Origin of the sequence: Proteiniphilum sp. (assembly GCF_034331125.1) — a bacterium.
GTDB lineage: Bacteria > Bacteroidota > Bacteroidia > Bacteroidales > Dysgonomonadaceae > Proteiniphilum > Proteiniphilum saccharofermentans.
The window spans coordinates 1-23,889 of record NZ_JAXQGC010000059.1 but is presented as its reverse complement, the minus strand read 5'-3'; the positions used below and the strand labels follow the sequence as shown (position 1 = coordinate 23,889).

21 protein-coding genes and 1 riboswitch are annotated in these 23,889 nt (G+C 43.2%); of the genes, 11 read left to right on the top strand and 10 right to left on the bottom strand.

The window, feature by feature from the left end:
- From cobC to U2P89_RS15105, 9 genes are all read right to left on the bottom strand, one after another.
- Complete coding sequence (cobC, locus tag U2P89_RS15145) at nt 1–531, bottom strand: alpha-ribazole phosphatase (RefSeq protein ID WP_091908406.1); 531 nt, start codon at nt 529–531, stop codon at nt 1–3.
- Complete coding sequence (gene cobS, locus U2P89_RS15140; protein ID WP_322191810.1) at nt 528–1,283, bottom strand: adenosylcobinamide-GDP ribazoletransferase; 756 nt, start codon at nt 1,281–1,283, stop codon at nt 528–530. The genes cobC and cobS overlap by 4 nt, the downstream gene beginning before the upstream one ends.
- A 34-nt stretch (nt 1,284–1,317) precedes the next feature.
- Nucleotides 1,318–2,346 (bottom strand): nicotinate-nucleotide--dimethylbenzimidazole phosphoribosyltransferase, encoded by a 1,029-nt coding sequence (gene cobT / locus U2P89_RS15135; RefSeq protein ID WP_322191809.1) that lies wholly within the window; start codon nt 2,344–2,346, stop codon nt 1,318–1,320.
- 41 nt (nt 2,347–2,387) lie between these two features.
- Complete coding sequence (locus U2P89_RS15130) at nt 2,388–2,897, bottom strand: bifunctional adenosylcobinamide kinase/adenosylcobinamide-phosphate guanylyltransferase (protein WP_091908412.1); 510 nt, start codon at nt 2,895–2,897, stop codon at nt 2,388–2,390.
- Nucleotides 2,898–2,985: 88 nt separating this feature from the next.
- Complete coding sequence (locus U2P89_RS15125; protein ID WP_091908414.1) at nt 2,986–5,145, bottom strand: TonB-dependent receptor plug domain-containing protein; 2,160 nt, start codon at nt 5,143–5,145, stop codon at nt 2,986–2,988.
- Nucleotides 5,146–5,292: 147 nt separating this feature from the next.
- A riboswitch (cobalamin riboswitch) is annotated at nt 5,293–5,510 on the bottom strand.
- A 64-nt stretch (nt 5,511–5,574) separates the two neighbouring features.
- The gene (locus U2P89_RS15120) at nt 5,575–6,381 is read right to left on the bottom strand and encodes an ABC transporter ATP-binding protein (RefSeq protein ID WP_091908416.1); all 807 of its coding nucleotides are present in this window, start codon (nt 6,379–6,381) and stop codon (nt 5,575–5,577) included.
- A 79-nt stretch (nt 6,382–6,460) separates the two neighbouring features.
- Nucleotides 6,461–7,480, bottom strand: coding sequence for a FecCD family ABC transporter permease (locus U2P89_RS15115; RefSeq protein WP_076929564.1), 1,020 nt, complete (start codon nt 7,478–7,480; stop codon nt 6,461–6,463).
- Nucleotides 7,481–7,524: 44 nt separating this feature from the next.
- Nucleotides 7,525–8,055 (bottom strand): cob(I)yrinic acid a,c-diamide adenosyltransferase, encoded by a 531-nt coding sequence (locus tag U2P89_RS15110; RefSeq protein WP_076932074.1) that lies wholly within the window; start codon nt 8,053–8,055, stop codon nt 7,525–7,527.
- Between the two features lie 122 nt (nt 8,056–8,177).
- Nucleotides 8,178–8,987, bottom strand: a complete 810-nt coding sequence (locus U2P89_RS15105; protein WP_091908423.1) for an ABC transporter substrate-binding protein — start codon at nt 8,985–8,987, stop codon at nt 8,178–8,180.
- A gap of 331 nt (nt 8,988–9,318) precedes the next feature.
- Between U2P89_RS15105 and U2P89_RS15100 the strand changes: the two genes are divergently transcribed.
- From U2P89_RS15100 to U2P89_RS15075, 6 genes are all read left to right on the top strand, one after another.
- The gene (locus tag U2P89_RS15100) at nt 9,319–9,591 is read left to right on the top strand and encodes a co-chaperone GroES (protein ID WP_076929568.1); all 273 of its coding nucleotides are present in this window, start codon (nt 9,319–9,321) and stop codon (nt 9,589–9,591) included.
- A gap of 160 nt (nt 9,592–9,751) precedes the next feature.
- Nucleotides 9,752–11,386: a chaperonin GroEL gene (groL, locus tag U2P89_RS15095; protein ID WP_076929570.1), complete on the top strand. Its 1,635-nt coding sequence runs from the start codon at nt 9,752–9,754 to the stop codon at nt 11,384–11,386.
- A gap of 299 nt (nt 11,387–11,685) precedes the next feature.
- The gene (locus U2P89_RS15090) at nt 11,686–14,994 is read left to right on the top strand and encodes a TonB-dependent receptor (RefSeq protein ID WP_322191808.1); all 3,309 of its coding nucleotides are present in this window, start codon (nt 11,686–11,688) and stop codon (nt 14,992–14,994) included.
- A 16-nt stretch (nt 14,995–15,010) separates the two neighbouring features.
- Entirely contained in the window at nt 15,011–16,528 is a 1,518-nt protein-coding gene (locus tag U2P89_RS15085) for a BACON domain-containing protein (RefSeq protein WP_322191807.1), read from the top strand.
- A gap of 265 nt (nt 16,529–16,793) precedes the next feature.
- Nucleotides 16,794–17,057, top strand: coding sequence for a hypothetical protein (locus U2P89_RS15080; RefSeq protein ID WP_322191806.1), 264 nt, complete (start codon nt 16,794–16,796; stop codon nt 17,055–17,057).
- Nucleotides 17,054–17,329, top strand: a complete 276-nt coding sequence (locus U2P89_RS15075) for a Txe/YoeB family addiction module toxin (RefSeq protein ID WP_322191805.1) — start codon at nt 17,054–17,056, stop codon at nt 17,327–17,329. Before U2P89_RS15080 ends, U2P89_RS15075 begins: the two co-directional genes overlap by 4 nt.
- A 148-nt stretch (nt 17,330–17,477) precedes the next feature.
- Here U2P89_RS15075 and fldA read toward each other — a convergent pair whose 3' ends face one another.
- On the bottom strand, nt 17,478–17,984 hold the full coding sequence (gene fldA / locus U2P89_RS15070; RefSeq protein WP_322191804.1) for a flavodoxin FldA: 507 nt from the start codon (nt 17,982–17,984) through the stop codon (nt 17,478–17,480).
- A gap of 174 nt (nt 17,985–18,158) precedes the next feature.
- Between fldA and U2P89_RS15065 the strand changes: the two genes are divergently transcribed.
- From U2P89_RS15065 to U2P89_RS15045, 5 genes are all read left to right on the top strand, one after another.
- Nucleotides 18,159–20,576: a TonB-dependent receptor gene (locus U2P89_RS15065; protein WP_416188648.1), complete on the top strand. Its 2,418-nt coding sequence runs from the start codon at nt 18,159–18,161 to the stop codon at nt 20,574–20,576.
- A 366-nt stretch (nt 20,577–20,942) separates the two neighbouring features.
- Nucleotides 20,943–21,896, top strand: a complete 954-nt coding sequence (locus U2P89_RS15060; RefSeq protein ID WP_322191803.1) for an IS30 family transposase — start codon at nt 20,943–20,945, stop codon at nt 21,894–21,896.
- Between the two features lie 190 nt (nt 21,897–22,086).
- Nucleotides 22,087–22,290: a hypothetical protein gene (locus tag U2P89_RS15055; protein ID WP_322191802.1), complete on the top strand. Its 204-nt coding sequence runs from the start codon at nt 22,087–22,089 to the stop codon at nt 22,288–22,290.
- A 16-nt stretch (nt 22,291–22,306) separates the two neighbouring features.
- Nucleotides 22,307–22,714 (top strand): putative toxin-antitoxin system toxin component, PIN family, encoded by a 408-nt coding sequence (locus U2P89_RS15050; RefSeq protein ID WP_322191801.1) that lies wholly within the window; start codon nt 22,307–22,309, stop codon nt 22,712–22,714.
- Nucleotides 22,715–22,801: 87 nt separating this feature from the next.
- A complete protein-coding gene (locus tag U2P89_RS15045; RefSeq protein WP_322191800.1) occupies nt 22,802–23,404 on the top strand; it encodes an RNA polymerase sigma factor in 603 nt (200 codons plus the stop codon).
- The last annotated feature ends 485 nt before the right edge of the window (nt 23,405–23,889 follow it).

Genomic DNA, 23,889 nt, shown 5'->3' with positions numbered 1-23,889 from the left:
CTATGGTTGTTTCTCTATGATCGTGACCTGCCCATAGGCAACCGGTTTGTCGAATGCTCTTTTTACCGGCCAGTTTTTCAGTAATACCCTGAATGCACGGATAACCCCTGCATGTGTGATAACCAGTATATTGGCATCTGTTTTTGGTAAATCTGCAATAAAGCTCTCCACCCTCTGCAGTATGTCCCGATATGACTCTCCATTTGGGCAGGCTTCGTTCAGATAATCGGTAAACCATTTTCCACCTCTCTCTGATTCGAAGATTTTATCCCATGTTTGGCCCTCCCATTCACCGAAGTTCAATTCTTTCAACCGGTCGTCAAGGAGTAATGGATACTCCAATGATGTGCCGAGTTTTACACATCGGCTCAACGGACTGCAAAAAAAATGTCCGAACTGTATCCCTGATAATCTCGACCGGATTGATTCCATTTCGGTTTCGAACGAATCGGCCAATGGTACGTCAGTCTGCCCGTAACAGATACCTGATGGTACATCCACACGTGTATGTCGGACAAGATAGAGTTTCATGAGATCGGATATAATGCAGCACAAACAAGATAAAACGCGAGTTCCGAGAATTGTTGCAATGCGCCCAATACATCACCAGTGAAACCACCTATTTTCCTCTCCGTATATTTTTTCAAAACCATGACGATCATTGCATAAACCGGAATAACAACCAGAATAATTTTCCAGGATATGAAAACCAGTGGTAGCAGGCCAAATATAAGTGCAATCACGAATGTCACCTTATCTGTTCTCCTGCGGGTATGCATCGCCTTACTCTCTCCCGTGCGTGCATAATGGGAACTATTTATCAGAAAAATCGGCATCATCCTGCTTGATGCATGTGATGCAATTAATACTGTAATAATATGGGATGGGTTGATAGAAAGGAGCAGTGTAAGCTTTGACACAAACAGTAAGATAAGGGCGATGACTCCATAAGCGCCGATAGTACTCTCTTTCATGATGGCCAAAATACGTTCCTTGTCGCGTCCTCCCCCAAATCCATCAAAAAAGTCCGATAGGCCGTCTTCGTGGAGGGCCCCGGTTACGATCACCATTACAGCTACGGATATAACAAGGGCGACCGGTACCGGGAATATCCACCGGGACAGTAAAAATATTCCTCCTCCAATTGCACCCACAATGATACCAATCAATGGAAAATAACGGAATGCTTTCGTCAGGTTTTCTTCCGAATAGTTGATTTTACCTGCCGGAATACGGCTGTAAAAGAAGAGTGCATGGAAAAAGAGGTTGATTTGCTGCTTCATCTTTCCGGTTTGCTAAAATAGGCTATTTTCCACTTTATGTCGATGAATGGAAATGTTTGTTTCTGACATCATGTACACCGGCCTCTTCGAAACCGGCCATCTCATTGAGGAAGATCAATGCTGACCTGACAATGGGATAAGCCAGGGCAACTCCGGTTCCTTCTCCTAACCGCAGGTTGAGATGTAGGATCGGATTGCCTTTCAGGTACTTGAGCATCAATATATGTCCCTTTTCATCCGATGAATGGCTGAAGAGGGCGTTTTCGAGGATATCGGGTTGAATTTCGTATGCAGCCAGAAAAGCAGAAGTCGCAATAAATCCGTCAGCGACGATCAACATATTTAACCGTTTAGCCTCAAGTACGGCTCCGCACATCATTGCAATTTCGAAGCCGCCGAATGTAGCCAGTGTTTCGACCGGAGTAGCGGGATAGTATTTTTCGGCAACCCGTTGAAGTACTTCACATTTATGACGGACACCTGCATCATCATGACCGGCACCTCGTCCCACACAATCATCGAGGGGGATGCCCGTAAATTTATGCAGTAACAGCGACGCCGGTGAAGTATTTCCGATGCCCATTTCTCCGAAACCTATCACGTTGCAGCCATTCTCAAATTCCTGACGGACAAATTCTGCTCCTTTTTCCATCGCCTTGTGACAGGTTTCTATGCTCATGGCAGGCTGATACAACATATTGTTTGTGCCACGTCCTAATTTGGCATCGATAACACCTGATCCTGCCGGAAAATCGAAATCGACACCGGCATCGATAATTTTCAGGTTGATGCCGTGCTGGCGTGCGAACACATTGATCCCGGCGCCTCCATGGACGAAGTTCATTACCATCTGATGGGTGATCTCTTTCGGGCAGGGGCTTACCCCCTCGTCGGCAATGCCATGATCGGCAGCGAAGACCAATATGGCCGGATTACGCAGTTCGGGGGTCAGTGTTTGTTGTATCCTACCGATCTTAAAAGCAATCTCTTCAAGTTTCCCGAGCGAACCAACCGGCTTTGTACGGCTGTCGATCTTCTGCCGCAGTGTAGTTTCAATGTTCATGTTTTTTAATCATATAAAGAAGTTAGAATTTTCCATTTTCTTCACTTCAGTTGCAATGGAATACCGGATACCATCACGTATGCCTTATCGGCCGATGCGGCAATATGCTGGTTGACCCATCCCTGCAGATCGGTGAAATGGCGCGAAGCCTCATCGGGAGCATGAAGTCCCATTCCTATTTCATTACTGACGACGATTAGCCGGAAATCCTGCTGAATGAAACCGTTCCATTCCGACTTTGCCTCTTCCAGTGCAGCGTCGAGATTATAGTCGTTATCGTGGAAGATATTGGTCAGCCACAGTGTAATGCAGTCAAGCAGAACAGTTCGACCGGCAAGTGAGAGTGAACGCAAATATTTCTCTTCTTCGATGGTTTCCCACTGTTCACCCCGGTCAGCCTGATGACGACGGATACGTTGTTCGAAATCATCGTCCCAGCGGCGGGCCGTGGCAAGATATAACGGGCTGGAGGAATATTCTTCCGCCAACTTTTGTGCGAATCGGCTTTTGCCTGATCGTTGTCCGCCTGTAATGAAAATAATCTCCCGCATTATTTTTCTGTTTTATTTTACACTAAGTTGTTTTTTAGTGCGCGAAATCAATTTGCACCATGTTTAGATGCAAATTTACCTAATTTCTTCAGAATGAATAGCTGAACGACCCCATAATACTACGTCCCGGCATATTGTATCCGTCTTTTTCGGTGTAATTTTCATCGAGCAGGTTGGATACTGATATCCCGACACGTGCTTTCGGGGTTACATTATAGTAAGCAGAATAATCAAAAACCAGATGTGCCGAATGTTGAAGAACCTGATCGGTTGTTTCATAATCGCCCTTGGTGTAGTAATCTTCCGGTTTTATATCGGGACGAAGGCTGGTAGGATTCCAATTTTCGTCATAGGCAAACATCCAGTCCTGTTCCAGCCGTTTTCCGATATAGCGTGCGTTTAGCCGGGTTACAAAACCGCGGTTGGTATCAAATGTAATACCGAAGTTCCCTGTATTGCGGCGTACGTAGAGTATATCTTTGGTCAGCGTCTTCTCATCAGGTGTGCCTTTTCCTCTTATTTCATCAAATTTGTTATTGAACATATGGGTGAAACCTGCATATAGTTCCAGGCTGTTTTGCGATCCAAGCGCTTTGGCTATATCGGATGAGAACATAAGTTCCAGCCCGTTCATGCGCCCATTTGTGGCATTCGCAAAGGTGAAATGCATGTCGTTGGTCGTTTCATCAAATTTTGTCTCGTTCACGATCTTATTTTTATAAAACGCATGAAAGTAGGACACATCTAAATTCAACCATTCATTATTGGATATGTTCATCCCGAAATCGAATGAAGTTGATGTCTCAGCTTTCAGGTCTTCATTTCCTTTGTATTTCATGCCTCCCGCCTCGAATTGTCCGGCCATCTTATAGGCGTCGGGCATATAGAAAGCGTTTCCTGCACTGGCATGGATGTTCAGCATAGGTGTAAGGAAATATTTGATCCCGACCGAAGGGTTGAAGTTGGAATAATTGTTACTCTTCTTTTCGTTACCGAGAAAATCATCTGCTTCCAGTGTGAATTTGGTGTAGTTATAGCGTAGGCCGGCATTGACAAATAGATTGCCTTTTGTGTATGCTCCTTGTACAAATACCGATGAAGCAAAACTATTATGATCGGGACGGTAAGGATCCGTCTGTGTCATTTTATCTGTAAACCGTTCGGAGGAGACGTTCAGTGCATCCAGGTCGATTCCTCCGATCAATTGGAAATCACCCCAGGTATGTGTATCGCTTAACTTCAATCCATATTGTTTGACCGACTCCTTGTAGTTGATAAATGCATTATCGGTGTTGTTGTCGTAATTGCTCTCATTATAAACAGAATAATAGGGGGAGATAAGCAATGTGTTATTGAACGTATTGCGACGGACATCGACTGAGATATTGGCCCGGTCGAAGTCTTTCTTGGTCAATCCTTCAGAATGCCAATAGTTACCGGGCATTTCAATGTCATTTGAAGTGACGAATATGCCTGACAGATCGGCACTCCAGAGGTCATTGAACCCAATATTCAATTTCCCCATGAATTGGTTGATCTGGTATTGGCTGTTGGTCATGATATCGCCATACGATTTTTTGTCGAGGATCAATTCCTCTTTTTCCGATAAAGAAATCAGATTCTTTTTCCCGATACGATAATCTTTATCCTGTGCTTTCCTTGAAAAGCCGAGTGCTAAAGAAACGTTATCGGAAATGCCTCCCGATGCATATCCGTTGAAGTTGGTCTGCCCGAAATTTCCGGCGCTAAGGCTGATATTGCCAGTCCGGCTATCACCGGGTTTGCGTGTGATGATATTAATCACGCCACCCATTGCGTCCGATCCATAGAGCACTGAGTAGGGGCCTTTCACTACTTCTATCATCTCGATAAAATCGGTTGGGATAGAAGTGAGATTGGTTGTCCCGGCCGGTTTGCCGTCGATCAACACCAATGTGTAGTTGCGGTTATGGGCGGAAGGGCTGAACCCACGCATACCTATGGCCGATGAAGAGCCGGGATATTGTATGATGTCAAGGTTGACAGTCCGTTTAAGCAGGTCGGCCGCATTGTCAGCCTGTACGGTGGTTATTTTTTTACTGTCGATGATCTCCACTTTCTGTGGAACGCTCTTTAAAGGTAATCCCATACGAGTAGCGGTGACCACTACTTCCTCCAGGTCATATGTTTGTTCGGCAGAATCCTGCGCATAGAGGAGTGTGCCAGTGAAAAGCAAGGCAAAAATACCGGTGAAAAATTTCTTGTTCATTGTTGAAAAATTTACAGTTAAACATTCGTTTGAACCATAAACTTTCGAGGGAGAGAGTGTTTTGAAATTCCGGATACAAGGAGAATTTAAATGCGGGAGAATTTAAATGCCGGAAATAATCTCAACGCTGCTTTTATCCCGAAAGCTTGCATGGCTGATGCTTTCGGTCAGGTCTTCCGGCTCGTTCCCGGTTATCCGTTGCCTTCCCATCCCGATTTATCGGGACAGTGACTTTTACATTTGAAAATGTCGGATAACCCTATAAATAGGGAACATACGGCTGCGGGTACAGCTTCGGCTTCTTCGCTTATGGCAAACTACCGAATTCCATTGTGCCCGAAAGCGCTGCAAAAGTACTGTTTTTATTTGGGATTCGGAAATGAAATATTGGAGGGTTTATTCGGAGATCGGTTTGTTTGGTGGAATAATTTATTTTTTTCCATTGCGTAACCTCTGTTCAGATACGGGAAAGACTACCGGTTTACCTGATATGGGATTAGTCTTTACGATCACTATCGTGTCATATACATTTTCGATATGTTCATAGGTAATCACCACTTCGGGAGCTCCTTGGCAAAAGGTTGTCCCGTTTTTCATCATCAGCAGGAAGTCGCAATACTCGGCAGCAAGTGAGAGATCGTGTAAGATCATCATCACACTGAGTTTCATCTCTTCGTTCAGTCGTTGGATCAGGTTCATGAATTGCATCTGATGGGTAATATCAAGGTGTGATGTCGGTTCGTCAAGTAACAATAAGCGAGGGTGTTGTGATAAGGCGCAGGCAATATTGGCCATTTGTCGCTCACCACCACTCAATTCCGTCATCGATTTGTGGCGCAGACGATAGGTATTGGTCAGATGCATATAATGGTGTGCTATCTCGATATCTTCTTTCCTGTCGAAGAACTGGAATGGTTGACGGTAGGGAAGACGTCCCATCAGTACATATTCTTCTACCGATAGTTCTGCTGTTTCGGAGAATTGCGAGACAATGGCGAGTTTTTGCGCCTTTTCCCTCCATGTGAGTTCCGATAGGTCAGTTCCTTCAAGCAGGATATTTCCCTCTTTTAACGACAATGTCCCTGAGATACCCCTGAACAGTGTGGTTTTCCCGGATCCGTTGGGCCCGATGATACCTGCAAACGACCCTTCGGGGAGCTTCAGGTTAATGTCATGTACCCGGAAGCCGCTGTTATATCCGCAGGAGAGGTTTTGTATATTGAGGAAAGGAGGCATTCTATTAATTATGAGTTATGAAAAAATTAAAAATTAAAAGTGAAAAGTGAAAAGTGAAAAGTGAAAAGTTAAAAATTAACTAATCATCATATCGTCTGAGTTCTTTCCGTCTCGAATTACTCAATAACATGATAAACACTATGCCGCCGACAATACCGGTAATTACTCCGATAGGCAGCTCGTTTGGCGAGATGATAGTACGTGCAATTACATCGCACAGGATCAGGAATATGCCGCCGCTCAGAAAAGAAGAGATAAGCAGTATGCGGTAATCGGTACCTACCCACAGGCGAACAATGTGCGGGATAACCAGTCCGACGAATCCGATGACACCTGCCACGGCAATACATGCTCCGGTAAGCAGCGATGTGATGACGAACAGGATACGGATTACGCTGTTTGCGTTAAATCCTAAGTGTTTGGCCTTTTCTTCTCCTAGTCGGAGAGCATTAAGCGGCATTACGAACAGGTATGATATGATCAGGCAGAAGAGTGAAAGAGCGATCATTACTGTGATCAAGGTGCTGTTCGTTTCATTGAGCGATCCCATCATCCAGAAAACAATACCATGGATATTGTCCGAAGAAGTGATCGACATAAGGAACATCATCAAAGAAGAGGCGATGAAGCTAATCATCACCCCGGTCAGTAGCATCCGGTTGACACTGAGCCCACCCCTTCCGAGGCTGAGGGTATATACCAGGAAGATGGTTGCGAAAGCACCGAGGAAACCGGCTAACGGCAGAAATAGGATATTAAGCAGATGGAGTCCGGCAACAATTGCAAAGGTGATACCTAGCGATGCACCACCGGAGATGCCAAGTGTATAAGGTTCTACTAACGGATTACGGTAAATTCCTTGTAATATGGCACCTGCCAGGCTGAGGCTTCCGCCAATGGTTAGCCCGAGCAATGTTTGGGGAATACGGATATATGCCAATACACCGTATTCCATACTCTCCTTTTCAGAAAGAATGCCAGGCAGGTCGCTGATTCGAATCGAAATCTCTCCTGTTCCCAGGGATAGAAGGGAGACAGCTGATAATCCCACCAAAAGCAGTAAGACATATATACCCCAAACCCATTGTTTTTGTCCCATTCTTTTTTAGCTTAACCTGTATTTCGGAAACAGTTCACAGTTATTTAATATTCAATTCCTTTCCGGCTCCGTATCTTACGGTCGTAAGGATGTTTCAGTTTCTTACAGAACGTGACGTAATCGGCGAGTTCCATTATGTTATCCGTGGCAGCCCTACCTGTCATTACAAGTTCCATATTGGCCGGTTTGGATTTTATAAAATCAAGGAGTACCGATTCATCCAGATATTGATCGCGTACCGAAATAAGAATCTCGTCCATGATAAGGAGATCGTAATGCTCGGAGGCCACTTTCTCTCTAAGGATTTCGATGGCTTCCGGAACTTCCTTCTTGATTTGTTCGCCGTCGATGCTCTTATCAAGATGTGGGTGTCCTTTGGCAAAATTCAGTACGGTTGCACCGAGTTTTTTGAGGCTTTCCATTTCTGCATAACCGTATTTTTCGGGACGTTTGTGGAAAGAACAGTAACATACCTTGAATCCGCTACCCAAAGCACGTACGGCCAGACCTACAGCCGAAGTCGTCTTTCCTTTCCCGTCACCGGTGTATATATGTATTAATCCTAATTTTTTCATACGATTAAAATATTTATTTTCAAATGTATCGTATGGAACTCGCATTAATCATGAACTTGGGTGAAATCATTTTCATGCTCGTTTCATAGGTGAATTTATTCTCATTTTTCACTTTTAGCTTTTCACTTTTCACTCATCAATTCGTCCATTAATTCCATTGTCTGTACAAAAGTGATGGGAGTCGGCTGGCAGGCAATATCGGAATCAATTATATGTATCTGGTTGTTCCGGGTTGCTTTCAAGCTGGAGTACCTTTTCCATGTTCTCAGTTCTTCTTCCCCTACAATACCCATAGTGGCGATGAAAATATAATCGGGATTATGGGCAATGACAAATTCTCGTGAGACTGCACCCTGTATCAGGTTTTTGGAAATATTTTCAATGCCAAGTAATGTCATATAATCATCCATAAACGTATTGGGGGTAACCGCGAACAACGGGTTGGCTCCGATTTGGAAGAACATCTTCCGTTTTGTCTTTTGTTTGTTCCTTTCTACTATTTTCTTGATTGTCTGCTCGCTTTCTTCTACCAGCCTGTTGGCTTTTTCAGTCTTGCCTACCAGTTCACCCATGTGTATAAACTGGTTGCAGATTTCCCGGAAAGATTGTGGAGAGTGAATAATTTCTACTTTTATACCAAATTTCTTCAATAATTCAATATCTTTGGGATTAGTCAGTCCCGAAGCCAATACCAGGTCGGGTTTCAGGCTGATGATCTTTTCCACGTTTGCTTTCACTGCTGAAGATACGATCTCTTTGTTGTCACCTTTAGCCGCCACACAATAGCTTGTACAACCTATCAGGTTATCCTGTGCTTCCAGGTAATAAAGGCTTTGAGTGAACGAGGGAGCCAGTGACACGATACGTGTATATGGCTGCCCTTGCACAGCGAATGTCACGAGGACAAACAGAAACAGAAATATTTTTTTCATTTTTCCACCTTTTTACTTAGTCACTTAACCACTTAGTCACTTTTCCGCATTTTCGTGCAAAGGTAACAAGAAACGGGTAAATAGCGCAATAAGATTTGAAAACAACGATGGTTTCTTAAATATGCCATATGGGGTACTTTTGCAACTGCGAAGGTATAATGTAAAGCGGGTGACTGAAATTTTGGCAGAAAATTTGTCAGTTTCTACTCGAGCCGGTAGTTTTTTTTGGCAGAAAAAGGGAGCGAATAAATTTGGCACAGAATTCGCAGTTGAGGTAATGTCAATTAGATAACTAACATTAATTATATTAACATCAATTTTAGTAGAACGTATGAATATTAAACCATTGGCAGACAGAGTGCTGGTAAAACCGGCAGCTGCAGAAGAGAAGACAGTGAGTGGAATCATCATTCCCGATACGGCAAAGGAAAAACCGCTGAAAGGCGAAGTAGTAGCTGTGGGAAAAGGTACAAAAGACGAAGAAATGGTCGTCAAAGAAGGCGACAAAGTGCTTTATGGGAAATATGCAGGCACTGAAATTGAAATCGATGGAGTGCAACACCTGATCATGCGTCAGTCTGACATTTTAGGGATCATCGGATAAACAGTAACCCAAAAGATTGACTTAGATAGATGGTAGATAGATGGCAGATTGAAAGGAGATTGATAGCGAAATTCAATCTGATTCAATCTAATCCAATCTCAATCAATCCAACTCAATCCAATCAATCTAATTCAAAATAAACAAAAATAATCGAAATAAAATGGCTAAAGAAATTAAATTTAACATGGATGCCCGCGACCTTCTGAAAAAGGGCGTGGACGAATTGGCGGATGCCGTTAAAGTTACACTCGGCCCCAAAGGTAGAAATGTAATTATTGATAAAAAATATGGTGCTCCCCAGATCACTAAGGACGGTGTGACAGTAGCAAAAGAGATCGAACTGGATGATGCTTTCCAGAATATGGGAGCGCAGCTGGTGAGAGAAGTCGCTTCTAAAACCAATGACGATGCCGGAGACGGAACAACTACTGCTACTGTTTTGGCCCAGTCTATTATTGGTGTGGGACTCAAAAACGTGACTGCAGGCGCCAATCCTATGGACCTGAAACGTGGTATCGACAAAGCTGTGGCTACTGTAGTGGAGAACCTGAAAAGCCAGGCTGTTGAAGTAGGTAATGACCTGAAAAAAATTGAAAACGTTGCCAAAATCTCTGCAAACGGTGATGAAACCATTGGTAAACTGATTGCCGAAGCCATGCAGAAAGTAAGCAAAGAAGGCGTGATCACCGTGGAAGAGTCGAAAGGTACCGACACTTATGTAGACGTGGTGGAAGGTATGCAGTTCGACCGCGGATATATTTCTCCCTATTTCGTGACCGACACGGAAGCGATGGAGGTGGATTTTGAAAACCCGCTCATCCTTATCCATGATAAAAAGATCTCTGCTATTAAAGAACTTCTTCCCATCCTGGAAAAAGGAATCCAAACCGGAAAACCGCTGTTGATCATTGCTGAAGATATCGACTCTGAAGCACTTACTACTTTGGTGGTAAACCGTCTGCGCGGATCGTTGAAGGTGGCTGCTGTAAAAGCTCCCGGATTTGGAGACCGCAGAAAAGAGATGTTGGAAGACATTGCTATCCTGACCGGTGGTGTGGTGATCTCCGAAGAAAAAGGTCTTACTTTGGAAAATGCTTCGCTCGATATGCTGGGTAGCGCGGAAAAAGTGACGATCGACAAAGATACCACTACCATTGTGAATGGTGTGGGCGAAAAAGAAGCCATCAACAACCGTATCGGGCAGATCCGTGCACAGATCGAGAAAACCACATCCGATTACGATCGTGAAAAACTGCAGGAACGCTTGGCTAAACTGGCCGGCGGTGTAGCAGTGCTTTACGTGGGTGCACCTTCCGAAGTGGAGATGAAAGAGAAGAAAGACCGTGTACAGGATGCCTTGTCAGCTACCCGTGCTGCCGTAGAAGAAGGAACCGTTCCCGGTGGTGGTGTGGCTTATGTGCGTGCTATTGAAGCCCTCGAAGGCCTGAAAGGCGAGAACGAAGATGAAACCACCGGTGTCGAGATCGTGAAACGCGCTATCGAGGAGCCGCTTCGCCAAATAGTATCGAATGCCGGAAAAGAAGGTGCCGTAGTTGTACAGAAAGTGCGTGAAGGCAAAGCCGATTTTGGTTACAATGCCCGCACCGACCAGTACGAAAATCTCTACGAGACAGGTGTGATCGATCCGGCGAAAGTGACCCGTGTTGCTTTGGAAAATGCGGCTTCTATTGCCGGTATGTTCCTCACAACCGAATGTGTGATCACCGATAAGAAAGAAGAAAATCCGGCTCCAATGCCTCCGATGGGTGGCGGCGGAATGGGTGGCATGATGTAATCTTAAAATAGATTATATTAGTACGCTATCAAGGCGGATAACTGGAAATAGGAATTGAAAGTTATCCGCCTTATTTTTTGTTATAAGAAAAGGTAAAAGGGCTTTTTTCTGTCAAACCTTAACTTTTTGGTATCTGCGTGTGTGATATTGTTTTAACCCTTTTGTTATGATGGCAATCGAGTGCATAAAAAGGCAAAATAAAGTAACAAAAACGTAACAGATTTTAGGTAAATTTATCGTACTTTTGTGGTAGTTTTAGTTTTATTAAAAGCACAATTGATAATTTAAACATTGAATTTATGGTAAAGAAATTGAAGTTTTTATCTGTAGCGCTTACTTTAATGATGGCTACTGTGATGCAGGCCCAGGTGACTACCTCCAGCATGAGCGGACGTGTTACGGATGCTGACGGAGCTGTGATCGGTGCAACGGTGATTGCTACACACCAACCTTCAGGAACGACTTACGGAACGGTTACCAATATGGAAGGCCGTTTCAACCTAAACGGTATGCGTGTAGGCGGACCTTATTCCGTGGAAATTTCTTACATTGGATATGGTACAAGCACCACAGACAACATTACGTTGAGCTTGGGTGAAAACTATGCACTGAATGTTGTACTCTCGGAAGAAACAACATCACTGGATGAAGTTGTAGTAACGGCAACCCGTACAAAATTCACTACGGAGAGAACGGGTGCTGTGACGAATATCACTAACAGCCAGATCGTCAATTTACCTACAGTAAACCGTAGTATTATGGACGTTACCCGTCTTTCACCTTATGGAGGGAATGGTATGAGTTTTGCCGGTACGGATGGTCGTACAGCTAACTTTACCGTGGATGGCGCTAATTTCAACAATAACTTCGGCTTGAGTGACGCGCTGCCTGGTGGAGGCAACCCCATCTCTTTGGAAGCGATCGAAGAATTGCAGGTTGTCATCGCGCCATACGATGTACGTCAGACAAACTTTATTGGTGGCGGCGTAAATGCGATTACAAAATCCGGTACCAATACCTTCAAAGGCAGCGCTTATGTTTATCATAGAAATGAAAACATGCGCGGTGATGCTGTCAGAAATCAACAAATCGGGGGAGCACGTGAAAAAGACCGTAATACCACCTACGGTTTCACAGCTGGTGGTCCCATTATCAAGAACAAATTGTTCTTCTTCGTAAACGGTGAAATGGCTCAAATACCCACCATCGTCAATCGTTGGAAGCCATCCACGGATGGTAGGGCCGTCCCGGACAGTTATATCTCCCGCACCACAGAAAACGATCTTCAGCGGGTTTCTGATTTTGTAAGGGATAGATATGGATATGAAACAGGATCTTACACCAATTTTCCGGCAGATGAAAGCAACCGCAAACTCCTTGCCCGTCTGGATTGGAATATTACCAACCAACATCGGTTGGCTTTGCGTTATAACTACACAAAAAATGTTTCATGGAGACCCCCTAATGCTACTTCCATGGATGGGGGTACCCGTGTGTCGGAGGCAAGAATGTCACAAGCCTCCATGTCTTATGCCAACTCGATGTATTCGCAGGACAACCTCGTTCATTCATTCTCTTTCGACTTGAACAGCCGATTGTCCAACAACCTTTCTAATCAGTTCCTGGCAACATTCTCAAAGCTTGACGATATCCGCGGGACGAATTCAACAGAATTCCCTTTCATTGACATTTTGAAAGATGAACAAGCCTATATCTCTTTGGGGTATGAGCTTTTCACCTGGAACAACGGTGTACACAATAATGTATGGAACATTAAAGATGAGTTGACTTATTATTTAGGCAATCACAAAATTGTAGGAGGTGTCGCATATGAATACAAGATGGCCGATAATGCTTATATGCGTAACGGTACCGGGTACTATCGCTACACAAGCCTTGACGATTTCCTAAACGGAGGAACACCTGAAATCGTAAACTTGACCTATGGTTACGACGGAGAAAAAAATCCCGCAGCACGTGTGAGAACCAACAAAATTGGCGTGTATGCGCAAGATGATTGGAGTGTGAACGAAAAATTCAAACTTTCATACGGTCTTCGTATCGATGGACTCTTCTTTAACAATAAGGATTTGATGACGAACAATGCGATCTACGAAATCGACTATTTCGGCCGTCATATCGATACCGGTAAATGGCCTTCGGCAAATATCATATTCTCTCCCCGTGTAGGTTTTGTATGGGATGCCTATGGAGATAACAGCCTGAAACTGCGTGGTGGTACCGGTCTTTTTTCCGGTAATTTGCCGCTTGTGTTCTTTACCAATATGCCTACTACCGGAGGAATGGTGCAATATCAGGCACAAATAAATGCCAATACCAAGGTCTTTGAAGGTTACACAGGTTCGTTCACGGAGGACGAAGAAGGGGACAGGTATATTGATATGGGACAGTTTGCCGGCGGCTTGGTGACCGATGCCAACGGCAACGCCAACATCGCTGCCCTTTATGATAAACTGGCCTCGTTGGGATATCCCACAACCATATCACCCGAAGACGGAACGGTTCCTTCCTCTATTTCGGGCGTAGATCCAAACTTCAAAATGCCACAGGTATGGAAAACCTCGTTGGCTGTGGATTATGCGTTCCCGACGCCTTTCCCCTCCTCTGTGACGGTAGAAGGAATCTTTAACAAAACCATCAACGGTGTTTCTATGTCTGACTGGAGTACTCCAAATGTAGGTGGTTTTGCCCGTTTCAACGGTGTGGACAACCGTCCGATTTATCCCGATAATTATCGTATCGCTACCAGGGCATTTGTGTTGCAAAATACAAGCCGCGGTTATGGCTGGTCGGCCAACATCACTTTGAATGCGCAACCCACGGAATTAATCAGCGTAATGGCTGCTTACACACGCACAGTGGCCAAAGATGTAACCGGTATGCCCGGATCGAATGCCGAATCTGCTTTTACTTATGTTCCTACGGTAGAAGGCCCCAACCACATCAAATTGCACAATTCCCAATACAATACCCCCGATCGTCTGGTAGCTTCGCTTACGGCACACGATAAGAGCGGTAATCATTATAGCTTTATCTATGAAGGATGGCGCGGTGGAGCCAACTACTCATACATGATGGTGAACGATATCAATGGTGACGGTTACAACTACGATGCAATCTATGTGCCCACTGACGCTGAAGTGGCAGACAATCAGTTCCGCTTTGTGTCGGAAGGCGATAAAACCCGTTTTATGGACTATGTACATGGCAATAGTTATTTGAAAAATCAACAGGGGAAATATGCAGAGCCTTACAGCGTCTATTCTCCCTGGGTACATCGCATCGATTTTAGCTATAAACACGATTTTGTGGTAAATGCAGGCAAAGACACACATAAGCTGCAACTTAGCTTTGATATCAAAAATGTGATGAACTTCTTCAATTCCAGTTGGGGAGTAGCTAAATATCTGAATCCTGAAATTGGTTCGGAGGCTCGTATCCTCAGGTATGAAGGGGTGGATGCCGACGGTGTGGCTACATTCTCTACACCCGCTTCCATCCATGGTGATACCAAAACATTCACGCCAAGCTACTCATTGGGCCAGTGCTGGTATGCTTCCATTGGTATCAAGTATATTTTCAACTAATTAAAATATAAAGGAAATGAAACTAAAATATTTATTCCCGTTATTCATTGCAACAGTTGCCCTGATGACAAGCTGTGACGATGAAGATTCTGTGACGTTGCTGAAAGAAATTCAGGTATCGTCGTCATACGTGTCTCTTCCCGAGGGAGGTGGTTCTGCAACCATTACTGTAACGGCGCAGGACAGCTGGACGGCAGAGAAAGTCGTTACCAAGGAAGACTCTGTTAAATGGCTGACGATTTCTTCAGCTACAGGAAGCGCCGGTGAGACAGAACTTACATTTACGGCTCCATCGACTATCGATGGCCGCACTGCGGAAGTTTTACTTAACAGTGCCGGCAAAACGCAGAGAATTAATATCATCCAGGGCTTACCACAGATATCTGAAGCCACAGTCGAAGAAGTGATTGACGGTCCGGACGGGAAAACTTTCCGTGTTACGGGGGTTTGCACTGCAATAGCAAATACTCAATATGGTAACTGGTACTTGACCGATGAAACGGGTACGCTCTACATCTACGGCACGCTCGATGCGAAGGGAGGAAAGCAAAACTTCCTGAGTTGGGGTCTTGAAGTGGGAGATGAAATAACCGTTGAAGGGCCAAAAATTACTTACGGTAGCATCATTGAATTAGTGGATGTGACGGTGATAGAGATCAACAAGTCACTTGTAAAGGTTGATTCTGTTGAGAATGAAGTGCTTCCTATTGAAGGGGGTGAGTTTACAGCATACCTTACTTGCAAAGGGCTGGGCGTATCGGTAGATATTCCTGAAGATGCCAAGTCGTGGTTGTCAATTTCTTCGGTCGAATCGGCAGGCGAAGAAGTAGTTGTGAAATTCAAAGCTGCTGCAAATCCCGGCGGAGACCGTAACACTACCATCATATTCCGCACCATAGACGACGGGGGAAAAGAGTATACTACAGAAACAACGCTGAGTCAGACAGGTGCGATTGTGGATGCAACGGTGGCTGAATTTCTCGCGGCTGAAGTGGGTGATACGCAATATCGCCTGACAGGTGCGATCACCGATATTCGCCATGAAACGTATGGCAATTTATACCTGACGGATTTCTCCGGCGAAACGTATGTGTATGGTATCGAGGATTTCCCGGACAAAGGATTGAAAGTGGGTGACATCATTACTATTGTCGGTAAACGTGCCGCATATCAAGGTACTCCGCAAGTGGGTGGAGCCGTTTTGGAAAGCGTTATTCCTGTAACTGCTGCTACCATTGCCGAGGTGCTGACCAAACCCGATTCCAGCACAGATTACTATATGGTGACCGGTGAAATTACATCGATTGCCCATGCGGCATATGGTAGACTTTATTTAAAAGAGGGCGACAGTGAGATTTATGTGTATGGCTGTTCTCCGGGTTATGGCGCAACTGGCAGCGATAGAGATAATATGCTGTCTATCCATGGTGTCGAAGTTGGGGATGAACTAACTGTTATTGCAAGGAAAGGCTCTTACCAGGGGGCAGCCCAACTTACAAATGGTTTTTATTTCAGCCACGAAAGTGCAGAATAAGTAATCCGTAACCATATACGATAAGCAATGTAATACGCAGCATCAGTTGCGTAACAAAACATAAAAACCGTGTAGCAAAATTATTTTGTTACATGGTTTTTACTGTAGTGTGCCATGTACGACTTAACCAATTGTATCGTTCAGAAAAGAAGAGGTTACAAGATTAGCATCAAGAAATTCTATTTCTTGATGTAATTTAGATTGGGTTGGTATAAATATTTGAGTATATTTGTACCAAAATTGGTACAAATTAAATTTTTCAATTATGGGACAAGTCATAGAAATCTCAAGTCGGGAATTTAGAGAAAAACAAAAGACATATTTCGAACTCGCAGATAAGGGAGCGCAAATTATCCTCAAACGTGGCCGGAAACAGGCCTACATACTTACCCCTGTTTATGATAGTGATTTTGTTATTACTCCTGAACTCAAGGAAAGGATTGAAGAAGGTAGAAGACAATACAGGGAAGGTAAAACGATTTCTCTCAAAACAAAGGAAGAACTTCATAGTTTCTTAGATTCTCTATGATATATAGAATTGAGTTCTCAAAGGAAGCTGTCAAGGTGGTCGCCAAGTATAAGAAATCAAATCCGATGCTTTACAAAAAATTGGTGAAGTTATTAGATGAGATGATGGAACACCCAAGGAGTGGAACCGGGCACCCGGAACCCCTTGTTGCGGGAAATACAGTAACATATTCCCGGCGAATTAGCGGAAAAGACCGGCTAATTTATGATATCTATGATGAGACCATAACCGTACTGATATTATCCGTAGAAGGACATTACAAGGACAAATAAAAGCTCCCTAAAAACCCCACGAAAAATTGTGGGGTTTTTAGGGATAGTGTGTTGTACATGACTAATAATTTAAAAGAGAGAATCCTTTATAAGGACTTATATCTACCTACTAATCTTGGTCTAATACCAAATAATTGTTGTATGCAAATCAATCCAGATGTGGTTTCAGGGAATTCACCCAGGCTTCGACCCTGCTGTCTGTCTGATCGCTTTCGTTGTCTTCGTCCAGCGGTAATCCCACGAAAACTCCGTTCCGGAGAGCCTGTGAATCATCGAACGTATACCCTTCTGTAGATACCTCTCCCACGAAAGTACAACCTGTCTTGGCAAATTCATCGTAAAGGATGCCGAGCGCATCGGCAAAGGTGTCGGGATATCCTTCTGCATCTCCGGCTCCGAAGAAAGCTACGGTTTTCCCTGTCAAATCAAGTTTGCTTATCTGCGGGAAGAATGTATCCCAGTCATCCTGCAACTCGCCTATACTCCAGGTCGGGCAACCAAGAATAAGTATATCTGGCTCGAGAAGTTCCTCAGATGAGACATCAGCGATATCTTTTAAAACAGGTGAATAGCCGGCCAACTTTTCAGCGACTAATTGAGCTGCATGTTTCGTGTTGCCGGTACTTGAACCGTAAATAATAGCGATTGACTTCATATTATCAATTATTGAATTTTCCACAAAGTAACATCATTCCATCAGATACTGCAATGACCAAAAATGATTATTTTTTTCTGAAAAATTATAACTATTGGGTATTGATATAATTTATAATTACTGGTAATTTTGCGTTCTTTTTTAGGTATTATACGCAGTAAATAACATAACAAAATGAAAACTACACATTTATTTTTATTATTACTTATGCTGTTGTATGTGTCCAATGCTTTTCCACAAGCACAAAGGAGCGAGGGAACGCTTTCGGGATACGTACTGGACAAGAAAAGCGATGAAAGGTTACCATCCGTTACAATTTTCGTGAAGGGGACAACACAGGGGACATCCTCCCGTTCCGATGGGACATTTGTGGTGAAAAATATTCCCGAAGGAAAACAGACTATTGTCGCCCAATATGTGGGATATAGGCCTCAGGAAATCAATATGACGATAGACGCCGGAAAAGATAATGCAATCCATTTTGAACTGGAGGAGGATTTATTCAACCTGGAGCAGGTGGTTGTCACCGGAACGCGGACACCTCACTTCGTAAAGAATGTCCCTATCCGTACAGAAGTGGTTACTTCCCAATCGTTAAGGACAAAAAACGCCCAGAATATTTTTGAAGCACTGGAAGCGGTTCCGGGCCTTAGGGTCGAAAACCAGTGCCAGTCCTGTAATTTTTCCATGGTACGCATGCAGGGGTTGGGGGCTGAACATACCCAGGTACAGATAAACGGACAGCCAATCTACTCCGGTTTGGCCAGTGTATACGGGTTGGAACAGATCGGAACCGGTGATGTCGATCGTATAGAAGTGGTGAAAGGTGCCGGTTCCGCCCTTTACGGGAGCAGCGCAGTAGCCGGTGCTATCAATATTATTACCCGTGAACCGTCGGCTATCCCTTCCATCTCCGCCGATATCCAGTTCGGGAATTATGGCACCAACGCATATAATATTTCTTCTTCCATGCGGAATGATAAAGGCAATATAGGTTTGAACGTGTATGCACAAAAAGTTGATCATGGAGTGATTGATGAAACCGGTGAAGGGGATAGCCGGCAAGAGGTGAAACAGAAAGATGGGATAACTGACCGGGTGGAATCGAAATTGCACAATGTGGGATTCAGCCTTTATGTGGATAATCCTTTCTTTAAAGACGATAAACTTATTTTCCGGGGAAAAGGCATCAATGAAAAACGGGCCGGTGGAATCATTACCGATGATTACTACAAGAATCCCTTTACTGATGGTACCGAAAATATTACGACCAACCGTTACGAGGGTGAAGTAAATTATATAAAACCCATCGGACAACATTCTGAACTCCAGTTTAATACCTCTTATGTCGATCATAACAGGGAGGCGACCAATGATTCTTTTCTAGGCGATTATATGGATACTCATGATGGCGATACCCCCAATGTGTTGGATATGCGCCCTTATATCGCAAAAGAGAATACCCGGGTGTCGTCATTGAGTTTTAAATCGAGGCTGGAGAATCATAACCTGATTTTTGGTGTGCAATACTATACTACCGATCTCAATGAGACAGGCATGTATACAGTGGTAGATGAAACAAGCGAGTACTACGGAAATGCTTACAAGTCAATAGCCCATAAGCATGCCCGTGAAGTGGGAGCCTACATTCAGGATGAATGGAATGTGTCATCCAGATTGACGGTGGTACCGGGTGTACGTATCGATCATCATTCGTCGGGAGAAGAATATACTTCCGACAGGAAAGTATTTGATGGCGATTTCCCTAAAACAGAATTTGATGAAACGAGTTTTAATCCGCGCCTGGCACTAAAATATCAGCTGACCAGGCAAATAACCTTCAGGGCGAATGCCGGCACCGGTTTTAGGGCACCTTACGGGTTTTCGGAAGACCTGCACCTGTGCAGCGGCTCTCCCCGTGTATGGAAATCATCCGAATTGAAAGCCGAGACATCACGCAGCGCCAACTTCTCCGCCGATTATTACGGCGACCATTTTCAGGTCAGTGCCAACCTGTTTTATACCTTCCTGAAAAATAAGATCGATTTCGCAGATGCCGACGACGAGGTGAAGAAACTGGGGTATACTTACCAATGGGAAAATATTGATGACGCCGTAGTAAAAGGAATAGAGCTTATGGTAATGGTGAATCCGGCCAGAAATTTGAATTTAGGTGTGGATTTTGCATTGAATAGCGGAAAGTATAATAACAACAGGGGAGACTGGGCAGAAACAGGGTATGCGGATATCAGCCGCTACATTCCCCGCTTTCCATCGACTACCGGAAGTGTGAAAATAGAATATTCGCCCAGGAGTTGGATGTTCACCTTGTACGGCATCTACCAGGGCAAAATGTATATTGATTATATCAGCGAGACGGCAGGGAATTCAAAGATCAAAGAGACGGAGCCGTATATGACTTTCAACGCACGGGCCTCTAAACGTTTCGGACTATTCAATATGTATGCCGGGGCAAAAAATATATTCAATTATATTCAGGATGAGAAACAACTCGATGATGCGGCGTTTATCTATGCTCCGCTATATGGTGCACTCTACTATGCCGGGATTTCGGTAAATATAAATTATTGACATTATTTTTTCGTGTTTCAGCCGTATTTAAGAGGGACTTCACTCTTATCTTACTCTTACTTCGCTCTTATGGATTAGAATCAGATAAGAATTAGGTAAGGGCTAAATAAAAATTAAAAATAGATAAGGTAAAACCAAAATACTAACCTATAAAGAGTTCTCAGTCGAGGTACTGACCACCTAAGTTCAACTTAGAAGTGCAACACCCGGGTGTTGTTTTTGAAATGATTTCTTCAAAACAATCATGAAAAACACCGCGGGGGTTTGCCTAACGTCCGGGGGCGCGAAGCCCCCGAGGAGAGTCAAGCGGCAACATAAAAGAAAAAGGAGACCGAAGTCTCCCTAAAATTAACTATTATGTTGCTTATGAGAAAAAAATACAAACAGTTAACTTCAGAACAAAGGTACGCGATTTATTTAGGTATAAAAAATGGTGACAGCCAGCGAACCATCGCAGAGTCCATAGGGGTCAGTCCTTCAACGGTGTCCAGGGAACTGGGTCGTAACAAGAAGAAACATGGAGGTTACTCCTGGCGCTTGGCTCACGAGATGGCACAAGAGAGAAAGGAGCGTTTGCCCGGGAACAGGGACACCCCGGAGTGGATTAAACAGAAGGTGTTCCGGCTTGTCCGTGATGAATGGTCTCCCAAGCAGATCAGCGGATATTTGGAGAAATACAAGCAAATCCGGGTTTCCCACGAGACCATTTACAAGTGGCTCCGGGAGGACAAAATAGCCGGGGGTGACCTTTACACGCATTGCCGCCACAAGCTCAAGCACCGCAAGAGGCCGGTGGGGTCAGTCAAGGGCATCCCCAACCGGAGAAGCATCCGGGAAAGGCCCGTGGAGGCCGACGGGAGCCGGTTCGGTGACTTTGAAATGGACACGATAATAGGAGCCAATCAATCGGAGGTGATCTTGACGGTAACGGAAAGGAAAACGAACCTTGTAATGACCAGGGGACTGCCCCGGGGCAAGGACTCCAAGGAGGTGGCAAAAGTGCTTGCTAACATGCTGCTACCCTACAAGGATATAATAAAGACCATCACCACGGATAACGGCACGGAGTTCGCCGCCCATGAAATGATAACTAAAAGACTGGGAGTCCCCGTATATTTTACAGACCCCTATTCATCGTGGCAAAAAGGAGCGATTGAAAATGCTAATAAACTCATCCGGCAATACATCCCCAAGGGGGCATCATTCAAGGACTATCCCCCGGGGAGATTAAAGCAAATACAGCATAAATTGAACAATCGACCAAGAGAAAAATTAAGCTTCAGCACACCAAAAGTTGAGTTTTACAAACAATTAATGTAAATTGCACTTGCTGCTTGACTCTGCTCCAGGCTAAAAGCTCATACTACTTTTGGTTTTATAATTAAATTTACGTGTCCCGTGTTTTGCCGGGCACGCTTTTTAACTATCTATCGGATACTATATTATTTGTCTATTTTTGATAAAAAGAATATCTTTGTCTAAGTCAAGTCGTAAATAAATTCAATATATTATGGGTAAAATATCACAAGACGTACGTTTAATCATACCGAAAGCCGATATGCGGTTCTTCAGAGAATTGGCAGATAAAATGGGGTGGTCATTCGAAGTAAAAGAAGATACTTTGAAAAAATATATTGCTTCTCGCCCGAAAGATGTTCGGTTATCTGATGAAGAAATTCTTTCAGAAGTAGAGGCTGTAAGATACGGGAGATAAATCGTATGAAATAGACATGAAAATCATTATAGATACTAATTTGTGGATTTCATTCCTAATCGGTAAAAAGTTATCGATTATGAAGACTTTATTTACAAATACTGAAATACAAATTTATATCTGTGACGAATTGATGACTGAATTTAACTTTGTGGCCTCAAGACCAAAAATACGAAAATATATAACAGACGAGGACATACGGGAAACTTATCTTTTAATGGAAAAATATTGTTATTTTTTTCCAGTTCAAAAGAAAGCCATTTCTCCTGTTAGAGATAAAAATGATTTGTATCTTTTATCTTTTGCTGATACTGTTTCTGCCGACTTCATAATCACGGGGGATAAAGATTTACTGTCTCTACAATTCCATAATCAAACCAAGATACTAACCTATAAAGAGTTCTCTGAAATAAATCTGGATTAGCTTTTCTAATTAAAAATTTGCTCACAAAGAAAAAATGACGTTAATTTGTTACTAAATGCCAAATAAAGAAAATCCAGGTCGTATTAAATGGTTTCTATTGATTTAAGTTGGAGGAGTTTTGTAGAAAAAGGAGATGAACCTTCTTTTTCCTTTGTATACAATAACCATGTGGATGATTTATATTCATATGGGATTAGCTTGGGTTTTCAGAAGGAAACGTGTAAAGATGCTATACAGGATACATTCTATAAACTCTATATATCTAAAGACAATTTAGGCCATATAAAGAATATTACCGCTTATATTTTTAAGTCTTTCAAACACCGTCTTATAGACTTGTCCAGGAAAAGTATAAAAGAAGAAGCCCTCGATTCCATTACTGAATCTTTTACTGTACAGATAACTGTGCTTGATGATATAATAGACAGCGAAGAGGCAGAATTTTTAAAGAAAAAAGTTGCATTACTTCTAAACGGATTAACCCCCAGTCAACGCGAAATAGTCTACTTGAAATATATGATAGGGCTTGGACATAAGGAAATAGCTGATGTACTTGATATCCGTGAGGAGTCAGCACGTAAATTATTGTACAGGACGATGGAAAAATTACGGCAACAAGTAGCAGAAGAGGATTTTCCGGAAGCATTAACCATACTATTTATTCTGTTTTCACATCAACTATTTCGTTAAGCGAGTGCAGAAACAAAGCTTGCTTTGGTTATGCCGAGCGAAGAAATAGTCTAACTTTTAGTGAACTATTTCGTTAAGCGAGTGCAGAAATAAAGCTTGCTCGCATATACTCTTTTTATTTTAAAAAACATTAATTTTTATTTTTTTCTGTTTTTTTGGTATACAAAACAGAAATAGAATCGTCCTTATTAAAAGGACTCCTATGGAGTAATAATAGAAATATATACGATTACTTCGAAACCTACATAATTTCCTTATGAATAATTTATCATGGTCAGATGGCTATTAGGTCAAAATAGTAAAATGATAAATATGAATATCAAAATAACGACATGGGACTTGGAAATGATAAAGATATAATATAAATAAGTAAATAAAGTAATCGTATGAACGAGCAAGACAACTATTCAAACTCAAGAACATGGTAATATATAATATACCCCGTAATTTGTACCACTATCTAAGCAAATAAAAAAGCTTATATT